General features: G+C 64.9%; 3 protein-coding genes. 2 read left to right on the plus strand and 1 reads right to left on the minus strand.

The window, feature by feature from the left end; all coding sequences use genetic code 11:
• Window positions 1-18 precede the first annotated feature (18 nt).
• Together ACNEOT_RS10965 and ACNEOT_RS10970 are read left to right on the plus strand one after the other, a co-directional pair.
• Window positions 19-5,865 (plus strand): amino acid adenylation domain-containing protein, encoded by a 5,847-nt coding sequence (locus ACNEOT_RS10965; protein WP_415974021.1) that lies wholly within the window; start codon window positions 19-21, stop codon window positions 5,863-5,865.
• A 198-nt stretch (window positions 5,866-6,063) separates the two neighbouring features.
• On the plus strand, window positions 6,064-19,752 hold the full coding sequence (locus ACNEOT_RS10970) for an amino acid adenylation domain-containing protein (RefSeq protein WP_415974022.1): 13,689 nt from the start codon (window positions 6,064-6,066) through the stop codon (window positions 19,750-19,752).
• Here the strand turns inward: ACNEOT_RS10970 and ACNEOT_RS10975 are convergent.
• On the minus strand, window positions 19,749-20,606 hold the full coding sequence (locus ACNEOT_RS10975; protein ID WP_415974023.1) for a glycosyltransferase: 858 nt from the start codon (window positions 20,604-20,606) through the stop codon (window positions 19,749-19,751). The genes ACNEOT_RS10970 and ACNEOT_RS10975 overlap by 4 nt on opposite strands.
• Window positions 20,607-20,656: the final 50 nt, after the last annotated feature.

The raw sequence follows: 20,656 nt of genomic DNA on the forward strand, positions 1-20,656 counted from the left end.
ACCGATGAGGAGTGTTGAGTGAGTTCGGATGAATCGGGGACGAGTCCGTCCGGTGCCGCAGGGCGATCGGCAGGACGTGTCCGACGTCCCCGGCCCACCCGCAATCGCCCTGCACGGGTGCCGACGTTGGCGGCCCTGCTCGCAGCCGCGGTCGAGAAGAATCCGACAGGCACTGCGCTCGTCTTCGGCGACGATTCGGCAACGTACGAGGAACTCGACGCGCGGTCGTCGAAGTTGGCCCGCTTGTTGATCTCTCACGGCGTCGGGCCGGAGGATCTGGTGGCAATCGCGTTGGATCGATCGATCGATTCGGTGGCGTCGGTGTGGGCCGTTGCGAAGTCCGGTGCCGCATTCCTGCCGATCGATCTGCGCTATCCGCCCGGGCGGATAGCGCACATGGTCACCGACTCCGGAGTTCGATGGGGACTGACGACGTCGACCGGTATCGACGAGTTGCCCGCCGGGGTGTCGTGGATCGCCCTCGACGGATCCGACGAGAAGCAACTGTTGGAACAGTTCTCTGCAGAGCCCATCGCACCGCAGGACCGTCGGGCACCGCTGCAGCCGTCCAATCTTGCCTACGTGATCTACACCTCCGGCTCGACAGGCATGCCCAAAGGTGTCGCGGTCACGCATGCCGGACTGGCACCACTGGCTGCTACGTTCGCCGATACATTCAAGACCTCCGCGGCTTCCCGCACAATGCATTTCGCCTCACCGAGCTTCGATGCGTCCGTGTTGGAACTGCTGATCGCGATCGCGAACGGTTCGATGATGGTGATCGTTCCGTCCGGCATCTACGGCGGATCGGAATTGGCCGAAATCTTCGTGCAGCATCGAATCACCCACGCGATCATCACGCCGGCTGCGCTGGCGACGATGGAATCCGGGGACATACCCGAGCTCGGCGTGCTGGGCGTGGGCGGGGAGACCTTCACCGCAGAACTCATGGGGCGTTGGTCCGACGGCCGACAGTTCCACAACGCCTACGGTCCCACCGAAGCAACCGTCATCTGCAGTCTCTCGGCCCCGCTCGTTGCACGTGGAACAGTCGAGATCGGCTCGCCCACGCAGGGGATGGCCAGTCATGTTCTCGACGACCGACTGTGCCCGGTTCCCATGGGAGTGGTGGGGGAGCTGTACATGAGCGGGCCGGGATTGGCTCGCGGCTACGTTGAGCGCATGGGGCTCACGGCGCAACGTTTCGTGGCCAATCCGTTTGCCGCGGAAGGGGATGCGTCGCACTCTCGCATGTACCGCACCGGCGACGTCGTTCGCTGGCGGCAGAGCGACACCGGACCAGTGGTCGAATACATCGGGCGAAACGACGCGCAAATCCAACTGCGAGGATTCAGGATCGAACTCGGTGAGATCGACGCGGTGCTCGCGGCCGTGGACGGGGTGGACTTCGCCGTCACCATCGGCCACCGACGTGATTCCGGTGCAACCGAATTGGTCGGATATGTTCTACCGAACGCGGGGACGGATCTCGATGTCGATCGGGTTCTCGAGGCCGCCTCGCAATACCTGCCCACGCACATGGTGCCGTCGACGCTCACGGTGCTCGAGGCCATTCCGCTGACACCTGCAGGCAAGCTGGATCGAGCCGCTCTTCCGGAACCGGTGTTCGCCGCTCGCGAGTTTCGTGCACCGACGAGTCCGACCGAAATCACCGTCGCCGCGATCTTCACCGATCTGCTCGGTGCCCACGAGGTCGGTCTGGACGACGAATTCTTTTCCTTGGGCGGCAACTCGCTGCTCGCGACGCAGGCAGCGGCCCGTATCGGTACCACCCTCGGTCGGCGAGTCAGGCCGCGGATGCTCTTCGAGAACGCCACCGTCGAGTCCTTGGCGGCGTCGATCGATGCGGCCGAGGCCGTCACGCTGACGCAGCTCGATTCCTCGAGGCCACGCCCACAACACATTCCGCTGTCGCCCGCACAGCAGCGTATGTGGTTCCTCAACCAATTCGACACTGCGTCGGCGATGAACAACGTCCCCGTTGCCCTCGAACTGACCGGTGCTCTCGACTCCGATGCGCTGCGTGCTGCTGTCGTCGACGTGATCGCTCGGCACGAGTCGTTGCGCACCGTCTATCCGGAACTCGACGGCACGGGATTCCAGCAGATCCTGGAACCGTCCGATGTCGAGGTCGCCATGGAGGTCGTCACGACGTCACACGACGCGGCGTTCGACGCGGTAGGTGCCTTCCTGTCACGGGGATTCGACGTGACGAAGGAAATCCCTTTCCGGGTGCGGTTGTTCGAGATAGCCGATCCGGGTAGTTCCGAGCAGCGATACGTGCTCGCTTTCGTCGCGCATCACATCTCTGCGGACGGCTTGTCCATGGGTCCGCTCTCACGAGATGTCATGACCGCGTACGTCGCTCGCGCCGCCGGAAGTGCACCGGGTTGGCAGCCACTGGCCGTGCAGTACGCCGATTACACGCTGTGGCAGCACGACATGCTCGGTTCGGCGGACGATCCGACCTCGTCGATCGCCCGACAGATCGCGTTCTGGAAATCCGAGCTGGCCGATATGCCGGAGCAGTTGCAGCTGCCGTGGGATCGTCCGCGGCCGCGGGTGGCATCCGGGCGGGGCGGATTGACCCCGTTCGCGGTCGGGTCCGAGATCTACACGCGCATGGTCGAACTCGCGCACACCCACGACGCGACTCCGTTCATGGTGGTGCACGCCGCATTGGCGGTACTGCTCTCGCGGCTGTCCGGTTCCACCGACGTCGCCGTCGGAGCGCCGGTGGGAGGACGTGGAGATGCCGCGCTCGACGATCTGGTCGGCATGTTCGTCAACACCGTGGTGCTGCGTTCGCACGTGGCAGGTGACGAGTCGTTCTCCGACGTTCTGCGCCGGGTGAGAGCCGCTGATGTCGAGTCGTTCGACAATGCGGATGTCCCGTTCGAGCATCTGGTCGAGGTACTCGATCCGGTCCGATCACAGAGCCGGCACCCCCTGGTGCAGGTCGCGCTGTTCTTCCAGAATTTCTCCGAAGGTTCGTTCGAGCTTCCCGGACTGACGGTGTCCCGGTTCGGGTCCGCGCCGTTCTCGGCCAAATTCGACCTACAGGTGACGGTCACCGAGTCGGCCGGGGGACTCTCCGGTGAACTGCTGTACTCGACCGATCTGTTCGACGAGGACTCCGTCGTCACGTTCGGGGACCGACTGGTTGCGTTGCTCGATGCCTGCACCGAGAATCCGCAGCTGCCGTCCGGTGATCTCGAGATCCTGTCGGACTCCGAGCAGGACCGAATACTGCGTCAGTGGAACGACACTCGTCATACGAGCGTGCCCGGCGAGGATGTCCTGCTCGACGGATTCGATCGTCAGGTTGCCGCAACGCCCGATGCCGTGGCCGTGGTTTTCGGAGACGACGCGCTCACCTACGCTCAGTTCTCTGCTCGGGTCGATGCCGTCGCGCAGCGGTTGCATCAGGACGGTGCAGGCCCCGGCGCGCTGGTCGGGTTGGCGATGAGGCGGTCGATCGAACTGCTCGTCGGTATGTACGCGGTGCTGCGGGTCGGTGCGGCATACGTTCCTCTTGACCCCGATCAACCGATCGAGCGAAACGATCACATCCTCTCCACAGCAGATCCGATGGCCGTACTCGTCACCAGCGCAGACGAATTCACCACCGGCCATGGTGTGCCCCTGCTGCGGATCGACGAGCTGAAGCGAGTCGGTGCCCCGTGCGCGTTCTCACGCCCTCGCCCGACCGATCTCGCGTACGTCCTGTTCACGTCGGGATCGACGGGCCGACCGAAGGGCGTCGCCGTCGACCACCGGGCCATCGTCAATCAGATGACTTGGATGGCCGATCAGTACCAACTCGACGAATCGGACGTGTACCTGCAGAAAACGGCAACGACATTCGACGTGTCACTCTGGGGGTTCTTTCTTCCCCTACGGACCGGCGGTCGGTTGATCATCGCCCCGCCGGGTGCGCAGCGTGAGGTCGACGTGTTGGCGGACCTGGTCTCGCGGCATCGAGTGACCGTCACCGACTTCGTACCGTCGATGTTGAGTGTTTTCGCCGAAACCGTTGCGGCCGAATCCCTTTCGTCGCTCAGGCACATTTTTGTCATCGGCGAGGCTTTGCCTTCGCGGACGGTGGCGGCCTGTCGAGCGGTCACGAGCGCGCGAGTGCACAACCTGTACGGCCCGACCGAAGCTGCGGTGTCGGTAACCTACCGTGACGTGTCGGCTGACGTCGACACGAGCGGTGACGGTTCGGTCTCGATCGGTGTGCCGGAATGGAACACCGTTGTGCGAGTGTTGGATTCGCGTCTACGGCCGGTCCCCGCCGGGGTGCCCGGTGAGCTGTATCTGGTCGGTGTGCAGCTGGCCCGAGGGTATGTCGCGCGCCCCGACCTGACGTCCGAACGGTTCGTGGCCGATCCGTTCGGAACCAACGGCGATCGCATGTACCGGACCGGCGATCTCGTGCGTTGGTCGATTCTGGGAGATGGCCGTATCGACTACCTCGGCCGAACCGACTTTCAGGTCAAGTTTCGCGGTCAGAGGATCGAGCTCGGGGAGATCGAGACCGCCCTGACGAGTCTTTCCGGCATCGGCCAGGCAGTGGTGGTGGTATCCGATTCGGCCGCCGGAGACCTACTTGCTGCCTACCTCGTGCCGGCAGCCGATGCCGTGGTCGACACCGATGACGTCAGGGCGGCGCTGGGTTCTCTTGTTCCGTCCTACATGATTCCGTCGGCTTTCGTTCTCCTGGAATCGCTTCCACTGAACCCGGCGGGAAAGCTCGACCGCCGAGCGCTGCCGGATCCGGTCTTCGAGGTCCGTGAGTTCCGTCCACCGACCACCCCGACCGAAGAGTCGGTGGCAACCGTGTTCGCCGAGGTGCTGGGAGTCGAACGGGTCGGTCTGGACGACGACTTGTTCGGACTCGGTGGAAATTCTCTCTCGGCCATGAAGCTTGTGTCCCGATTGGGAAGATTGCTCGACGACACGGTGGTGCCGGTCTCGTGGTTGTTCTCCGATTCCACGGTCGCGTCGTTGGCGTCGCGGATCGATGCCGCCCGCAGTTTCGACACATCCGATGCCGAGGGGACCGGGCTCGAGCCCGTCATCGCGCTTCGCCGCGGTGGTAGCAGCGAACCGTTGTTCTGTGTGCATCCGATCGTGGGACTGTCGTGGGCGTTCGGGGCACTCGCGCCCTACGTCGACACGGCGCACCCGATCTACGGCCTTCAATCTCCGGTACTCGGTGGTGGCCAGCTGCCCGCCACGATCGACGAGTGGGCCGCTACGTTCGTCGATCGGATTCTCGAGATTCAGCCGACCGGGCCGTACCACCTGCTGGGATGGTCGATGGGCGGCGTCATCGCCCATGCCATCGCCGTGAAGTTGCGTGGTCTCGGCGAGACGGTATCGACGCTGGCGATGATGGATTCGTTCGTGTTGTCCCGAACCACTCATCTCGTCGAGCGGCAGGTCACCATGGGGGAGATGCTCGGTGGACTGGGCGTCTCTTCCGGCCGTGAGACCGACGTGGCGGAACTGTCGATCGATTCGGCAATGGAACTGCTGCAAACGCTGCCCGCGCCGTTCGATGGGTTGTCGCGAGAACGAGTCGAGAACATCGTCGATGGAATCGAGCGGTCTGCGGCGATACTTCAGGCCTACGAGCCGGCAACGTTCGATGGTGAGCTGCTGTATTTCGCATCCGCCGTCGATGACCCCACCGGTCTGGCCGGTGCGGCGTCGTGGAGCGGATTCGTCGACGCAGAACCAGTTGTGGTGCGAGTCGCTTCGACTCACTGGGAAATGGCATCGACATCGGCGTTGGCAGAGATCGGACCTGTCCTCCAAGGCTGGATGTCGCGCTGATCGCCGAGCCGGGGCGGGATAACGGACTCCAGGAAGTACAGCCAGGACCGGCCGTCAGTTTGCAGGTAACAATGCGAGCGCGCGGCCCGATACATTCGTTGGTGCGTACCGTCGGACCGCAAACCGATCGGCGTGCACGATCTACCTGAAGTATGCGGGCGGCCGCGTGCCGTTCGATGTGAGGAGTTCGACCGACAAATGGGTACCCAGTCACCGAGAGAACAAGCGACTGTCAACGAAAAGCCGACGGGTAGCGGTGGCGGCACTCGAGCGAGGGAACGTCCAGCGCGGCGCGAGCGTCCGGCTCAACGACGACGCCCGCGCACCCCGGTCCTCCCTCAACTGCTCGCCTCGGCAGTCGAACTCGGCCCCGACGAGATTGCCCTCGTTTTCGACGGTCGAGGATGGACCTACGCCGAGCTCGACGCTCGATCGTCTGCCCTCGCCCGCCTGCTGATCGCGCGAGGCGTCGGCCCCGAAGACTTCGTCTCTCTGTCGATCCCACGTTCCGATCTGTCCGTCTTGGCTCTCTGGGCGGTGGCCAAGACCGGGGCCGCATTCGTGCCGATCGATCCGACGTACCCGGCAGACCGAGTCCGGCACATGGTCACCGACTCCGGCGTTCTGCTCGGGCTGACCGTCGGTGCGGTGCGCGAGTACCTGCCCACCGAGGTCGAATGGCTGGTGATCGACGACTCCGCCGTCGTTCGGAGTCTCACCGCACTGTCCGACGAGCCCGTGGCGGCCGAGGACCGGGCTCGAGTGCTGGAGCCGACGCACCCGGCGTACACGATCTACACCTCGGGCTCGACCGGTCTGCCCAAGGGTGTCGTTGTCACCCACTCCGGTCTCGGCAACTTCTGCCAGGAACAGATCGATCGCTACTCGCTCACGGCGCAGTCACGAGTGTTGCATTTCGCGTCACCGAGCTTCGACGCGTCCGTCCTCGAACTCCTGATGAGCATCGGCCGCGGTTCGACGATGGTGGTGGCACCTCCGACGATCCTCGGCGGAGACGATCTGGAAGCGCTCGTCCGCGCCGAGAACGTGAGCCACGCCTTCATCACTCCGGCGGCGCTGGCATCGATCGACCCGGCAGAGGTTCCCAGCCTGCAGACCGTCGTCGTCGGCGGAGAAGCATGCCCGCCGGAGCTGGCGAACCGATGGGCACCGAACCGGCTCTTCTTCAACGGTTACGGGCCGACCGAGACGACGATCATGACCAATATCGGCGGACCCATCGCCGAGAACGAGCGGGTGACCATCGGCGGGCCGATTCGCGGCATGTCCGCCTACGTCCTCGACGCCGCCCTGAGCGCCGTACCCGACGGGGTGGCAGGCGAGTTGTACCTGGCCGGACCGGGATTGGCTCGTGGATACCACCGCAGGCTCGGCCTGACGTCGGACCGCTTCGTCGCATGTCCCTTCGGCGCGGACGGCGAGCGCATGTATCGCACCGGAGACGTCGTGCGCTGGCGAGTGGACGAAGGCGAGCGGGTGGTCGAATACATCGGCCGCAACGACTTCCAGGTCAAGATCCGCGGCTTCCGCGTCGAGCTCGGTGAAATCGACTCCGTCCTGTCCGCCGACCCGAGCGTCGAGTTCGCTGTGACGGTCGGCCGGCGGACCCCGTCGAAAGCCACCGCCCTGGTGTCCTACGTGCTGCCTTCGGTGTCGGGGGCGTTCGACGAGCAAGCCCTCCTTTCCGTTGCAACACAGCATCTTCCGAGACACATGGTCCCGTCGATGATCATCGCGCTCGACGCGATTCCGCTGACGCCGGTGGGCAAGCTCGACCGGGCCGCGTTGCCCGCTCCGGTTTTCGCTGCGGCGGAATTCCGTGCCCCCTCGACGCCGCTCGAAATCACCGTGGCGGAGACTTTCGGTGCGCTTCTCGCAATGGATCGTGTCGGTGCCGACGACGATTTCTTCGAGCTCGGTGGAAACTCTCTGATTGCAACGCAATTGGCCGCGCGCCTGGGCACCGCGATCGGAACCCGAGTGCCGGCCCGCACCGTCTTCGAGTACTCGACGGTACAGGCCCTCGCCGCTCACCTGGAGAATGCCTCGTCCGATGGCGACGACTCCGCGAACGGACCGCAGCCGTTGTCGGCGAAGCGAGAGCGGCCCGAGCGGATCCCACTGTCGTTGGCCCAGCGGCGGATGTGGTTCCTCAACCGTTTCGACACGGCGTCGGGAGCGAACAACATCCCGGCCGCCATCGAACTGCGCGGAACTCTCGATGTCCCGGCTCTGTCCTCCGCGATCACCGACGTCGTCGACCGCCACGAATCTCTGCGCACGTACTACCCCGAGGTGGACGGAACCGGACATCAGGTGGTGCGGGCCGCGTCGGATAGCGGAGTGACGCTGGAGGTCGAATCGATCGGGGCCGATGATGTCGCGCGTCGGGTCCAGGAGCTGGCTTTCGCAGGTTTCGATGTGACACAGCAGGTTCCGGTGCGGTTGCACTTGCTGGAATTGGGATCCGACCACTACGTCTTCGTGCTGGTGGCCCACCACATCACCGCCGACGGGTCGTCCGTCGCGCCGCTGGTGCGAGACATCATGACCGCCTACGTCGCTCGCAGCACAGGTAGCGCACCCGGCTGGGAACCGTTGGCCACGCAGTATGCCGACTACACACTCTGGCAGCACGAGGTCCTCGGGTCCGACGACGACCCCGATTCGATTGCGCATCGGCAAATTTCGTTCTGGAAGTCCACTCTCGAAGGTCTGCCCGACCAACTGAGCCTACCCACCGATCGCAGCCGCCCGATGGACGCGTCGGGAGTCGGTCGAGTACTCGGGTTCGACATCGACGCGTCGTCGACGGCCGCAATCGGGCGTCTCGCCCGCGAGAACGGGGCCACGCCGTTCATGGTGGTGCACGCCGCATTCGCAGTGCTGCTCGCCCGGCTGTCCGATTCCACGGATGTGGTCGTAGGATCGCCGATCGCCGGTCGAGGTGAAGAGGCCCTCGACGACGTGATCGGAATGTTCGTCAACACGCTCGTCCTGCGCACCTCCGTCGATCCGTCCCACACATTCTCGGAGCTGCTCGCCCAGGTCCGCGAAGCCGATCTGCAAGCGTTCGCGCACGCCGACCTTCCGTTCGAGCGCCTGGTCGAGGTGCTCGATCCCGTCCGCTCCGGTGACCGGCACCCGCTGTTCCAGGTCGCTCTGTTCTTCCAGAACCAGGCGACGGGCACGCTCGAGTTGCCGGAGTTGACGGTCGCTGCACTGGATTTCGACGAAGTGGTAGCGAAGTTCGACCTGCAGCTGGTCTTGGAGGACCGCGCCGCCGGTACCGAAAAGCACGCGCTTGCAGGAACGTTCACCTACGCCGCGGATCTGTTCGACGAGGCGACGGTACGTGGAATTGCCGACCGCTTCGTCCGCCTGCTCGCTCGGCTCACCGATGCGCCTACGCTTCCGGTCGGCGATGTGGACCTGCTCGACGCCGCAGAGCGGGCACTGTCCACCGAGCATTCTGCCCTCGATGCAGTAGCGGTACCGGACCGGACGATCCTCGACGCCTATGTCCGGCAGGTATCCGCCACCCCCGATTCACCGGCGGTGACATTCGAGGACGTCACGCTGACCTATGCGGACTTCGACCACCGGGTCAATGCGTTGGCGCGACACCTGATCTCGCACGGTGTCGGGCCCGAGGCGCTCGTCGCCGTGTCGATCAGACGATCGATCGAGCTGTTGGTGGCGATCTATGCCGTGGTTCGAGCGGGCGGTGCGTACGTCCCGATCGATCCGGACCTGCCGAGCGAACGCAGATCTCACATCCTCGCCACCGCCGAACCGCTGTGTCTGCTGACTCTCTCGGCCGATACCGAGTCCGACTCGACGGGTCCGGATTCGATCGCCGTCGACACCCTCGATCCGGCGATCGACGGTTCTCCGTTGCGCGCGGACGAGTTACGGACATTGCACACGTCCAGTCCCGCGTACGTCATCTTCACCTCCGGCTCCACCGGAAACCCGAAGGGTGTCGCGGTGTCCCATCGCGCGGTCGAGAATCAGTTGGCGTGGATGGCGGCGCAGTACGACTTGACCGACACCGACGTCTATCTCCAGAAGACGGCGACCACCTTCGACGTCTCCGTGTGGGGCTTCTTCCTCCCGCTGCGAACCGGAGGACACATCGTTCTCGCTACGCCGGACGGACACCGCGATCCGGAGTACATCTCGGCCTCGATCGCCCGTCACGGAGTGACGCTCACGGATTTCGTCCCCTCGATGCTCACCGTGTTCGCCGCCCACGCGCGCGCCGACGACTGTGCCTCGCTGCGTGACGTTTTTGTCATCGGCGAGGCTTTGCCGCCGGAAACCGTCACCGATTTCGCTCGCGTCAGTTCCGCTCGAGTGCACAACCTCTACGGCCCCACCGAGGCTGCGGTGTCGGTCACTTACCATCGCGCAGAACCGAATTCCCGCGGCTCGGTACCGATCGGCCTGGCGGAATGGAATGTCGGCGCACTGGTACTGGACCGTCGTCTGCACGCGGTGCCCGCAGGTGTGCAGGGCGAGTTGTACCTCGTGGGTGAGCAACTCGCCCGCGGTTACGTCGCCCGCCCGGACCTGACGTCGGACCGCTTCGTCGCCGACGTCAGCGGATCCGGAGGGCGGATGTACCGCACCGGCGATCTGGTTCGACGTCGATCCGACGGTGTGCTGGACTACATCGGCCGCACCGACTTTCAGGTCAAGTTCCGCGGTCAGCGCATCGAGCTCGGCGACATCGAATCTGCCCTGCTGACATCGCGCGAGGTGAACCAGGCTGTCGTTCTCGTCGTGGCGACCACCACCGGTGACCAGCTGGTTGCCTATGTCGTGCCGACCGTCGGTGCCGCGCCCGACCGAGCGTCGCTCAGTGAATTCGCCAAGAACCTGTTGCCGGCCTACATGATTCCGGCTGCATTCGTCGTTCTCGACACGCTGCCGTTGAACTCCAGCGGCAAGCTGGACCGTCGTGCGCTCCCGTCACCGTCGATCGACAGTCGGGAGTATCGCGCACCGTCGACGCCTGTCGAGGAAATCGTCGCCGCAGCATTCGGTGACGTTCTCACCGTTGCCCGCGTCGGTCTCGACGACGACTTCTTCGAGCTGGGCGGCAACTCCCTCATCGCAACTCGTCTCGTTGCACGGGTGGGTGCTGCGGCAGGATGGCGCGTTCCCGTTCGGACGCTGTTCGAGGCCTCGACCGTCGCCGCGTTCGCGGCTGCGGTGACGTCGTTGTCCTCGGATCATGACGTGCCCGCCCTCGGGCCGGTCGAACGTCCAACCGAAATCCCCCTGTCCTACGCCCAGCAGCGGATGTGGTTTCTCAACCAGTTCGACACCGCCTCAGCGGTCGACAATCTCCCGCTGGCGATCTCACTGACGGGCGAGCTGGACGTGGCCGCGCTGCAAGGTGCCGTGGCGGACATCGTGCAGCGGCACGAATCGCTGCGCACTGTGTACCCCGAAACCGACGGTCGGGCAAGGCAATCGGTGCTGACCGACGATGTCGTCGTCCCCGATCTGTTACCCGTCGCCGTCCGACCGGACGAGCTGGTCGCCGTTCTGACCGACGCGGTGAGCGCGCCGTTCGACGTGACGGTCGAGGTGCCCCTGAGAGCGTGGCTCTATCGGATCGGTGAACACGAGCACGTACTTGCCGTGGTGGTGCATCACATCAGCGGAGACGCGTTCTCGATGGGTCCGCTGGCACGAGATCTGGCAGTGGCGTACTCGGCCCGCAGCGCGGGTTCAGCGCCGGGTTGGCCGACGCTGGCGGTGCAGTACGCGGACTACACGCTGTGGCAGCGTCGAGTTCTGGGGGAGGAGTCCGACCCTGATTCGGTGCTTTCGAAGCAGCTCGATTTCTGGGCTCGCACGCTGGCAGGCATCCCCGACCGCGTGGAACTACCCACGGATCGATCTCGTCCGCCGGTGACGAGCAACAGGGGAGCGGCGGCCCGATTCGAGATCGACGCTTCCCTGCACGGAGCCCTCGGCCGGATGGCACGCGAGAACGGCTCGACCCTGTTCATGGTGGTGCACGCAGCGCTCGCCGTGTTGTTGTCCCGGCTGGCGGCCACCGATGACGTGGTCATCGGCACCCCGATCGCAGGGCGTGGGGACGCAGCACTGGACGACCTGGTGGGAATGTTCGTCAACACCCTCGCTCTGCGGAGCTACGTGCAGCCCAGCAGTTCGTTCACGACAGTGTTGAACGATGTGCGGCGCGCGGATCTCGACGCGTTCGCACACGCCGACGTGCCCTTCGAGCGGCTTGTGGAAAGGCTGAACCCGGAACGCTCGCAGTCCCGCCACCCGCTCTTCCAGATCGCGCTTTCGTTCCAGAACCCGGCTACGGGCTCGTTGGAGCTGCCCGGTCTCGTGATCGCCGGTGTCGAGATCGAGGACACGACCGCCAAGTTCGACATGCAGTTCACGATGTCCGAGCGTGCGCTGCTCGACGGCAGCCCCGACGGGATTGCGGGCGTCATCACCTATGCCACCGACCTGTTCGACGCCGAAACAGTCGAGGAGATCTCCGCACGCCTCGTGCGGGTGCTGTCCTCAGTAGCGGCCGATCCCGACACGGTGGTCGGCGACATCGAGTTGTCGGCACCGGACGAGGTGCAGGACCTGATACGCGGACCCGAGGGAACCGTGCCCGCGCGCACGCTCGCGAATCTGATGTCGGACGCTGTTGTGGCGAACCCCGACGGAGCCGCACTGGCACAGGGTGGTGACCTGGTGACCTACCGTGAGCTCGACGAGACGTCCGCAGCGATCGCGGCCATTCTGATCGCTCGAGGTGTCGAACCGGGCACCATGGTGGCCGTAGCAGTGCGCCGCAGCATCGAGTCGGTGACCGCGGTGTGGGCCGTGACGGCGTCCGGCGCGGCGTTCGTGCCCGTCGATCCCGACTATCCGAACGATCGCGTTCGCTTCATGCTCGCCGACTCCGGTGTGCAGGTCGGGCTCACGACATCGGATGTCGTCGACTCGCTGCCGACCGATGTGGACTGGATCGTCATCGATGCCGGAAGGCAGTCGAACACCGCAGTGGTGCAGCCGGATTCGATTCGCCCCGCGCAGACCGACGACGCCGCATACGTCATCTACACCTCCGGCTCGACCGGAAAGCCGAAGGGTGTCGTGGTGACACACCGCGGCCTGGCGAACTTCGCCGCCGAGCAGTGCGAGCGGTACGAACTCACCGAGCGCTCCCGTGCGCTGCACTTCGCGTCGCCCAGTTTCGACGCCTCGGTTCTCGAACTGCTTCTTGCGGTTGCCTCGGCGTCCACCCTGGTGATCGCGCCTCCGCGCACGTACGGCGGCGGAGAACTCGAGGCGCTGATCACGCGGGAGTCGGTGACGCACACGTTCCTGACACCGACAGTGCTGGCCTCGATCGATCCCGCCGCGGTGAGCAGTCTCGACGTCGTGATCGCCGGTGGTGAGCAGTGCACACCCGAACTGGTGCAGCGCTGGTCCACCCACGTTCGGTTCTTCAACGGTTACGGCCCCACCGAGACCACCATCATGACGAACATCAGCGATGCCCTGACGCCGAACGACCTGTTGTCGATCGGCGGGCCGATCCGGGGGATGGCGTCGTACGTCCTGGATTCGCGTCTGCGTCCGGTGCCGCTCGGCGTCACCGGCGAGCTCTACCTCGCCGGTATTCAGCTCTCGCGAGGATATCTCGGGCGTTACGGACTGACGGCCGAGCGTTTCGTCGCGAATCCGTTCGGTGACGCGGCAACCAGGATGTATCGCACCGGCGACCTCGTACGGTGGCGAAAAAGCAACGGCCGCAGTGTGATCGAATACGTGGGCCGCTCGGACTTCCAGGTCAAGATCCGCGGATTCCGTATCGAGCTCGGTGAGATCGATTCCGTGATCTCGACCTACCCGGGAGTGGACTTCGTCGCCACACTCGGACGGACGTTGCCTTCGGGCGGCACCGCGCTCGTGTCGTACGTACGAATGCGCGCGGGAGCTCAGCTCGAGCCGTCCGATCTTCGTGACCACGTCGGGCGGGCTCTTCCCACGCACATGGTTCCCGCGGCGGTGGTCGTGGTGGACGAGGTGCCACTGACCCCGGTAGGCAAGCTGGATCGACATGCATTGCCGGAACCGGTGTTCGAGACATCTGTGGGCCGGGAGCCGTCCACGGACACCGAGCGGGCTCTGTGCGAGGTGTTCGCAGAGGTGCTCGGTGTCGAGTCCGTGGGGGTCGACGACTCGTTCTTCGCCCTCGGCGGCGACAGCATCGTCTCCATCCAGTTGGTATCGCGTGCCCGAGCCCGCGGCCTGCACTTCGGGCCGCGGGACGTGTTCGAGCTCAGAACTGTCGCGGCATTGGCCGAGATCGTCGAATCGGGTGCTGCCGAGATACTCAAGGAACTGCCCGGTGGCGGCGTCGGACCGATTCCGTTGACTCCAGCCGTCGGCTTCATGGTCGAGCGCACAGGCGGCTTCGACCGGTTCACCCAGAACCTCGCGCTCGAACTCCCTGTCGGCATCGCCGAGGATCAGATCGTTGCCACCCTCGCCGCGGTGGTCGACCGACACGACATGTTGCGCGCTGTGTTGAGTCGCGATGCCGACGGCGAGTGGATGCTCACCACCCGCGCGCCGGGCACCGTCGATGTAGCCGCAGCGGTCTCCCGAACGCCCGTGGACCCTGCCATCGGAGACGAAGAGCGTCGCGCTCTCGCGGCGACCGCACTCGACGGCGCGCTGAGTCGTCTCGATCCGGCGGCCGGCCGAGTCGTCGAATTCGTGTGGCTCGATCCGACTTCTCCGACGGGCGAACGCACCGATGACGCAGGCAGGCTCATCGTCGCCGCGCATCACCTCGTCGTCGACGGCGTCTCCTGGCGCATCATCGTTCCGGACCTGATTTCGGCCTGGCTTCAGGTGTCGGAAGGTACCGTCCCCTCCCTCGAAGCGACCGGAACCTCCTTCCGGCGGTGGGCACACGCCCTGACCGACAACGCCGCATCCGATGCACGTCGAGCCGAATTGCCGTACTGGAACTCCGTTCTCGACGGCGTCGAGCCGACCGTCGGAACACGAGCGTTCGATCCGGCGGTGGACTTGGCATCGACGGTGCGCAAGGTGCACATCGAGGTCGACGAGGCGACGACCGAGGCCGTCGTGGCTGCGGTACCGACCGCGTTCAACGCCGGCGTCGACGATGTGCTTCTCGCTGCGCTGGCGCTCGCAGTACGACGCTGGCGCGGTGAGCGCGGCGATCAGTCCACGTCGGTCCTGATCAGACTCGAGGGCCACGGACGCGAGGAATCGTTGGCACCCGGGGCAGACCTGTCCCGAACCGTCGGCTGGTTCACCGGTATCTATCCAGTTCGACTCGAGCTCGACTCCATCGACATCGGTGACGCCTTGTCCGGTGGCTCGGCCGCAGGTGCACTGATCAAATCGGTCAAGGAACAGTTGCGAGCGATTCCGGACAAGGGCCTGGGCTATGGATTGTTGCGGTACATGGGCGACCCCGAGTTCGCTCCGCCGTCGGCGGCGCATGCGCAGATCAGCTTCAACTACCTGGGACGCGTCTCGGCCGCCGACATACCCGAGGGCATGGCCGAGGTCGGGTGGATTCCGGCCGGCGACCTCGGTGATCTGACCGGGACGCCCGACGTGGACGCTCCGGCGATGGCTCCGATCGACATCAACGCCGTCGTCGTCGGGCGACGCTTGACCGCGGACTTCGGGTTCCCGACGACCCTGCTGTCCGAGTCGGATGTGCAGGCGTTGGCTCAGCACTGGGGCGACGCCCTGCGCTCTCTCGTCGCGCACGAGCGAGAAGACGGTGCCGGAGGTCTGACGCCGTCGGATCTGCCGCTCGTGCAACTCTCTCAAGCCGGTATCGAGCAGGTCGAGGCGCAACTGCCGACGGTGAGCGATATCTGGCCACTGTCGCCTCTGCAGAACGGTCTGCTCTTCCACGCGTCGATCTCGGAGACGACGACCGACGTGTACACCACGCAAATTCAGCTGCACCTCGGTGGTGACGTCGATCCGGCAAGACTGCACGTTGCGGCAGATCGCATTCTCGAGCGGTACTCGAACCTGCGGACGGCATTTCTGCGCGACGAGACCGGAAATGCTGTCCAGGTCGTCGTCGACTCGGTTCGCGTTCCCTGGCGGACGGTCGATCTCACAGCGGGCGAACACGAATCGACCTCGGCGGCCGAGCTGTTGAGCAGCGAGCAAGCACTCGGGTTCGACATGACGGCCCCGCCGCTCATCCGATTCCTGTTGGTGCGCATCGCAGCGGATCGTTGGACGCTCGGTGTGACCAGCCACCACATCCTGCTCGACGGCTGGTCGATGCCGATTCTGATGAAAGATCTGCTGGTTCTCTACGCGACGCGCGGTGAGACATCCGTTCTGCCACGGGTCCGTCCGTACCGCAATTTCCTGGCCTGGTTGTCCACCCGGCACATCGACGATTCGCTGAACGCGTGGCGCCGGGCGTTCGTCGGACTGGACGATCCGACGCTGATCTCTCAGCGCACCAACGGTGCTGGCGGTGCCCCGGACATTGCCGAGAGGACGCTGGTCGTGAGCGGGGAAGACGCCGCCCGGTTGTCCGGGCGCGCGTCGGAACTCGGTGTCACGATGAACACCCTCGTACAGGTGGCATGGGGAATCCTGCTCTCGCGCTTGCTCACTCGCGACGACGTGGTGTTCGGCACCACGGTGTCCGGGCGACCGGCCGAGCTGGACGGCATCGAATCCATGGTCGGTCTGTTCATCAACACCGTTCCGGTTCGGTTCACCCAGGACGAGACCACCAGCATCGAGGATCTGGTGCGCCGTACGCAGCGTGAGCAGTCCGAGCTACTCGATCACCACTACGTGGGTCTGACCGACATCCAACAGGCCGTCGGCCCGGCGGCTGTCTTCGACACACTGGTGGTGTTCGAGTCCTACCCGATCGACAAATCGGGGTTGTCCGCGGCAAGTTCGATCGACGGGATGACCGTTCTCGGCGTCGACACGAAGGACGCGACCCATTACCCGCTGACCATGGTGGTCGTTGCCGACGCCGATATCACGTTCACTCTGAAGTACCGCGCCGATCTGGTCGACGCCGACGCGGCAGCGTCGATGATCACCAGATTCACCCGAGTGCTCGACGCCGTGGTCGACGGATCGGCGACGGCCGGGTCGATCGACATTCTCGACGAGAACGAGCGAACGCAGGTTCTGCAGACCTGGAACGGCTCGACCGAAAACGAAGCAGCACCGAGTGATTCAGATCAATCGTTGATCTCACTGTTCGAGAAGCAGGTGCTCGCGGCACCCGATGCAACGGCGATCGTGTTCGGGAATGCACGAGTGACCTACCGTGAACTCGATTCTCGCGCAGAACGATTGGCTCGCACCCTCGCCGATCACGGCGCGAGGCGCGAGGCCTTGGTGGCCATCGCACTGCCGCGCGGTGTGGACATGGTCGTCGGCCTACTTGCCGTGCTGAAGGCCGGTGCCGGGTACCTTCCCGTCGACACGTCACTGCCGATGGATCGGGCGCGTTTCATGATCGAGGACGCACGACCGGTGTGTGTGCTGACCGACCGCGACGGCGGGGCGTCCTACACCCAGTTCGGTGTGCCGGTGATCGTGTGGGAGGACGTGACCGGGAACGACGGAGAGGGCGAGGAATCTCCGGTGCCGAGGACCGCCTCGGTGCGCAGCGGCGCGGACCTCGCCTACGTCATCTACACCTCCGGTTCCACCGGTACCCCCAAGGGTGTTGCTGTGCCGAACGAGAACGTCGTACGACTGTTTCGTCACACCACTCGGACGTTCGATTTCCGACCCACTGACGTGTGGACGATGTTCCACTCCTTTGCATTCGACTTCTCCGTTTGGGAAATCTGGGGACCGCTACTGCATGGCGGCACCCTCGTCGTGGTGGATCACGCCACGTCACGCTCGCCCCAGGATTTCGTCGAGCTCGTTGCGCGCGAACGAGTCACGATGCTCAGTCAGACGCCGTCGGCGTTCTATCAGTTCATCGATGCCGAGCGGACCGCATCGACGTCACCGACGGCACTGCGACACATAGTGTTCGGCGGCGAGGCCCTCGATCCGAGCAAGCTCACCAGCTGGTTCGACTCGCACGGAGGCGAAAACCCGCGCCTGAGCAACATGTACGGAATCACCGAAACAACGGTGCACGTGACTCATCACGAGGTGCACGGTATCGACGAGGGCACGCGACACCCGATCGGTAATGCGATCGACGGCCTCGGGACCTACGTTCTCGATCAAGGACTACGCCCCGTCCCCGTCGGCGTGGTGGGTGAGGTCTACGTCTTCGGCGTACAACTCGCGCGCGGCTATCTCGGCCGCGCTGGACTCACGGTTGGGCGATTCGTGGCCGATCCGTTCGTCGGACTCGGCACCCGCATGTACCGCACCGGCGACTTGGCTCGGTGGACGCCGGAGGGGACCCTCGACTACACAGGCCGTGCGGACTCGCAGGTGCAGCTGCGAGGATTCCGGATCGAGCTCGGTGAGATCGAATCCGCGCTGCTGTCCGCTCCCGGCGTGGCGCAGGCGGTCGCCGTCTTCCGGGAGGACGACCATCTCGGATCGCAGCTCGTCGGCTACGTGGTGCCGGACGCCGCCGCCGACGTGGACCTCGACCTCGTGCGGAACGGTCTCGGCCGACGCCTGGCGTCGTACATGGTTCCCGACGCGTTGGTGGTGCTCGAAGCGCTCCCGTTGACGATCAACGGAAAGCTCGATCGTCGAGCACTTCCCGACCCCGAGTCGATCAGGGTCGAGTTCCGCTCGCCGACAACAGAACTCGAAGCCGCTGTGGCGGACTCGGTGGCCGATGTCCTGGGCCTCGACGATGTCGGACTGGACGACAGGTTCTTCGAGCTGGGCGGTAACTCGCTCCTCGCGGCCAAGTTGGCTGCTCGGATTCGGTCGCGCTGCGGTGCCGCGGTGTCGGTGCAGTGGGTCCTGACCGAACCGACCGTAGAACTGTTGGCGCGTCGTATCCACGAGGCGACCCGCTCCGCGGAGCCGGTGGTCGATCCTCTGGCGACGGTTCTTTCCCTACGTGCCGGCGGCAGCAGCCCGGCCCTGTTCTGTATCCACCCCATGATCGGTCTGGCGTGGAACTATGCCGCGTTGGCAGAGACCACCGCTGTGGGCCGGCCGGTCTACGGCCTCCAGCTCCCGTTGCTCCGGAGTGCATCGGCGCCGCTGCGCACGATGGCAGAACAAGCCGAGTTCTACGCCGGTGAGATTCTGCGCGTGCAACCGACCGGACCGATTCATCTCCTGGGGTGGTCCTTCGGCGGGGTGCTGGCGCACGCGATCGCCACTGCTCTGCAAGCGTCCGGGCACGCTGTCGGAATGGTCGCAATGCTCGACAGTCTCCCGACGGTCGACGAAACGGTATTCGCAGAGGAATTCGCGGACAACCTGCGGGCCCTCGGAATCGGCGGGCTTCGTGAGCTCACCGACCTGCGCGGCGAGGACACCCGGCACCAGGTGGTCGAGGCCGTCATGGCCGAGTTCGACATGTTCGACGAGCAGCAGGTGTCGAATCTCTACCAGGATGCCGTGTCCAGTGCGGCAAAGATCAACAGCTATTCGCCACCGGTACTCGAGGGCGATCTCCTGTTCTTCTCTGCAGCACGCGATCACCCGTCTGCGGATGACGCGGCTCTGCAGTGGTCGCCGTACGTGAGCGGCAGCATCGACAATGTCGACGTCGACGCCACGCACGCGAACATGACGACAATCGAAGCGCTGGGCGTAGTCGGTTCGGCGCTCGACGCAGCGATGGCCTCGGCCGAGGGATTCGAGATCGGCTAGGGCCGGAGTGTGCGGTAGGTGATTCCCCCGCGGAGACGACCGAGGGCGATGCCGATCAGGAGTCCGCGCTCCTCGGCCGTCGCTCCGCGGGTGACACCGAGCCACAGCAGTTCGCGAACGAGTCGGGTGACGGACTGGGTCGGTAGGCCGCTTTTCGGGAAAGCGTGTGCGAGACGCGCGAAACTGCTCCCGCGTGACGTCCCTTGTTCGAAGCCCGCCCGAAAGCCGACTCGATAGCGATAGGCGACGAGAGCTTCCGGCAAGTAGCCCACTCGGTAGCCGGAGTGAACTGCCCGCCACCCGAACTCGACTTCCTCGTTCGCACGATACGTCTCGTCGATCCCGCCCAGAGCCCGGTATGCCGCCGCGGTGCAGCCGAAACTGCACCCCACGACGATCGGTGCGAAGAACTTCGGCGACTGAAACTTCTCCGGAGGAGCGATCTCGGCGATCTTCCGATGGCCCGTCGGATTGAGACTCCGTCCCTCGACGGCAGAAGTGACGATGTCGTACGCCCCGGCGCGCTGGAACTCGACCATCTTGCGAACCCAGTCGTGATGGACTTCATCGTCCGCATCACAGAACAGCAGCAGCTCGCCCTTGGCGGCGTCCGCTCCCCGGTTGCGCGCATAGGCCGGACCTACTCCGTCATGGGCACGCACGATGCGGATGGGCGCTGTGATGTTCACACCCTCGAGTCGGTCGACCGATTGGTCCGTCGAGTTGTTGTCGACGATCACGATCTCGAATCGACCGTCGTAGTCCTGAGACGCGAGGGCTGCCACCTGGACGTTCAACAGGTTTCCGGCATTATGGGCTGGAACGACGACGGAGACGTCGACGGATTCGGGCACTGTTCACACCTCTTCTGCTTCTGCCGGCGGTTTTGGTTTGTCGCGGAATG

The sequence above is a fragment of the Rhodococcus sp. 077-4 genome (assembly GCF_047782425.1).
Classification (GTDB): domain Bacteria; phylum Actinomycetota; class Actinomycetes; order Mycobacteriales; family Mycobacteriaceae; genus Rhodococcoides.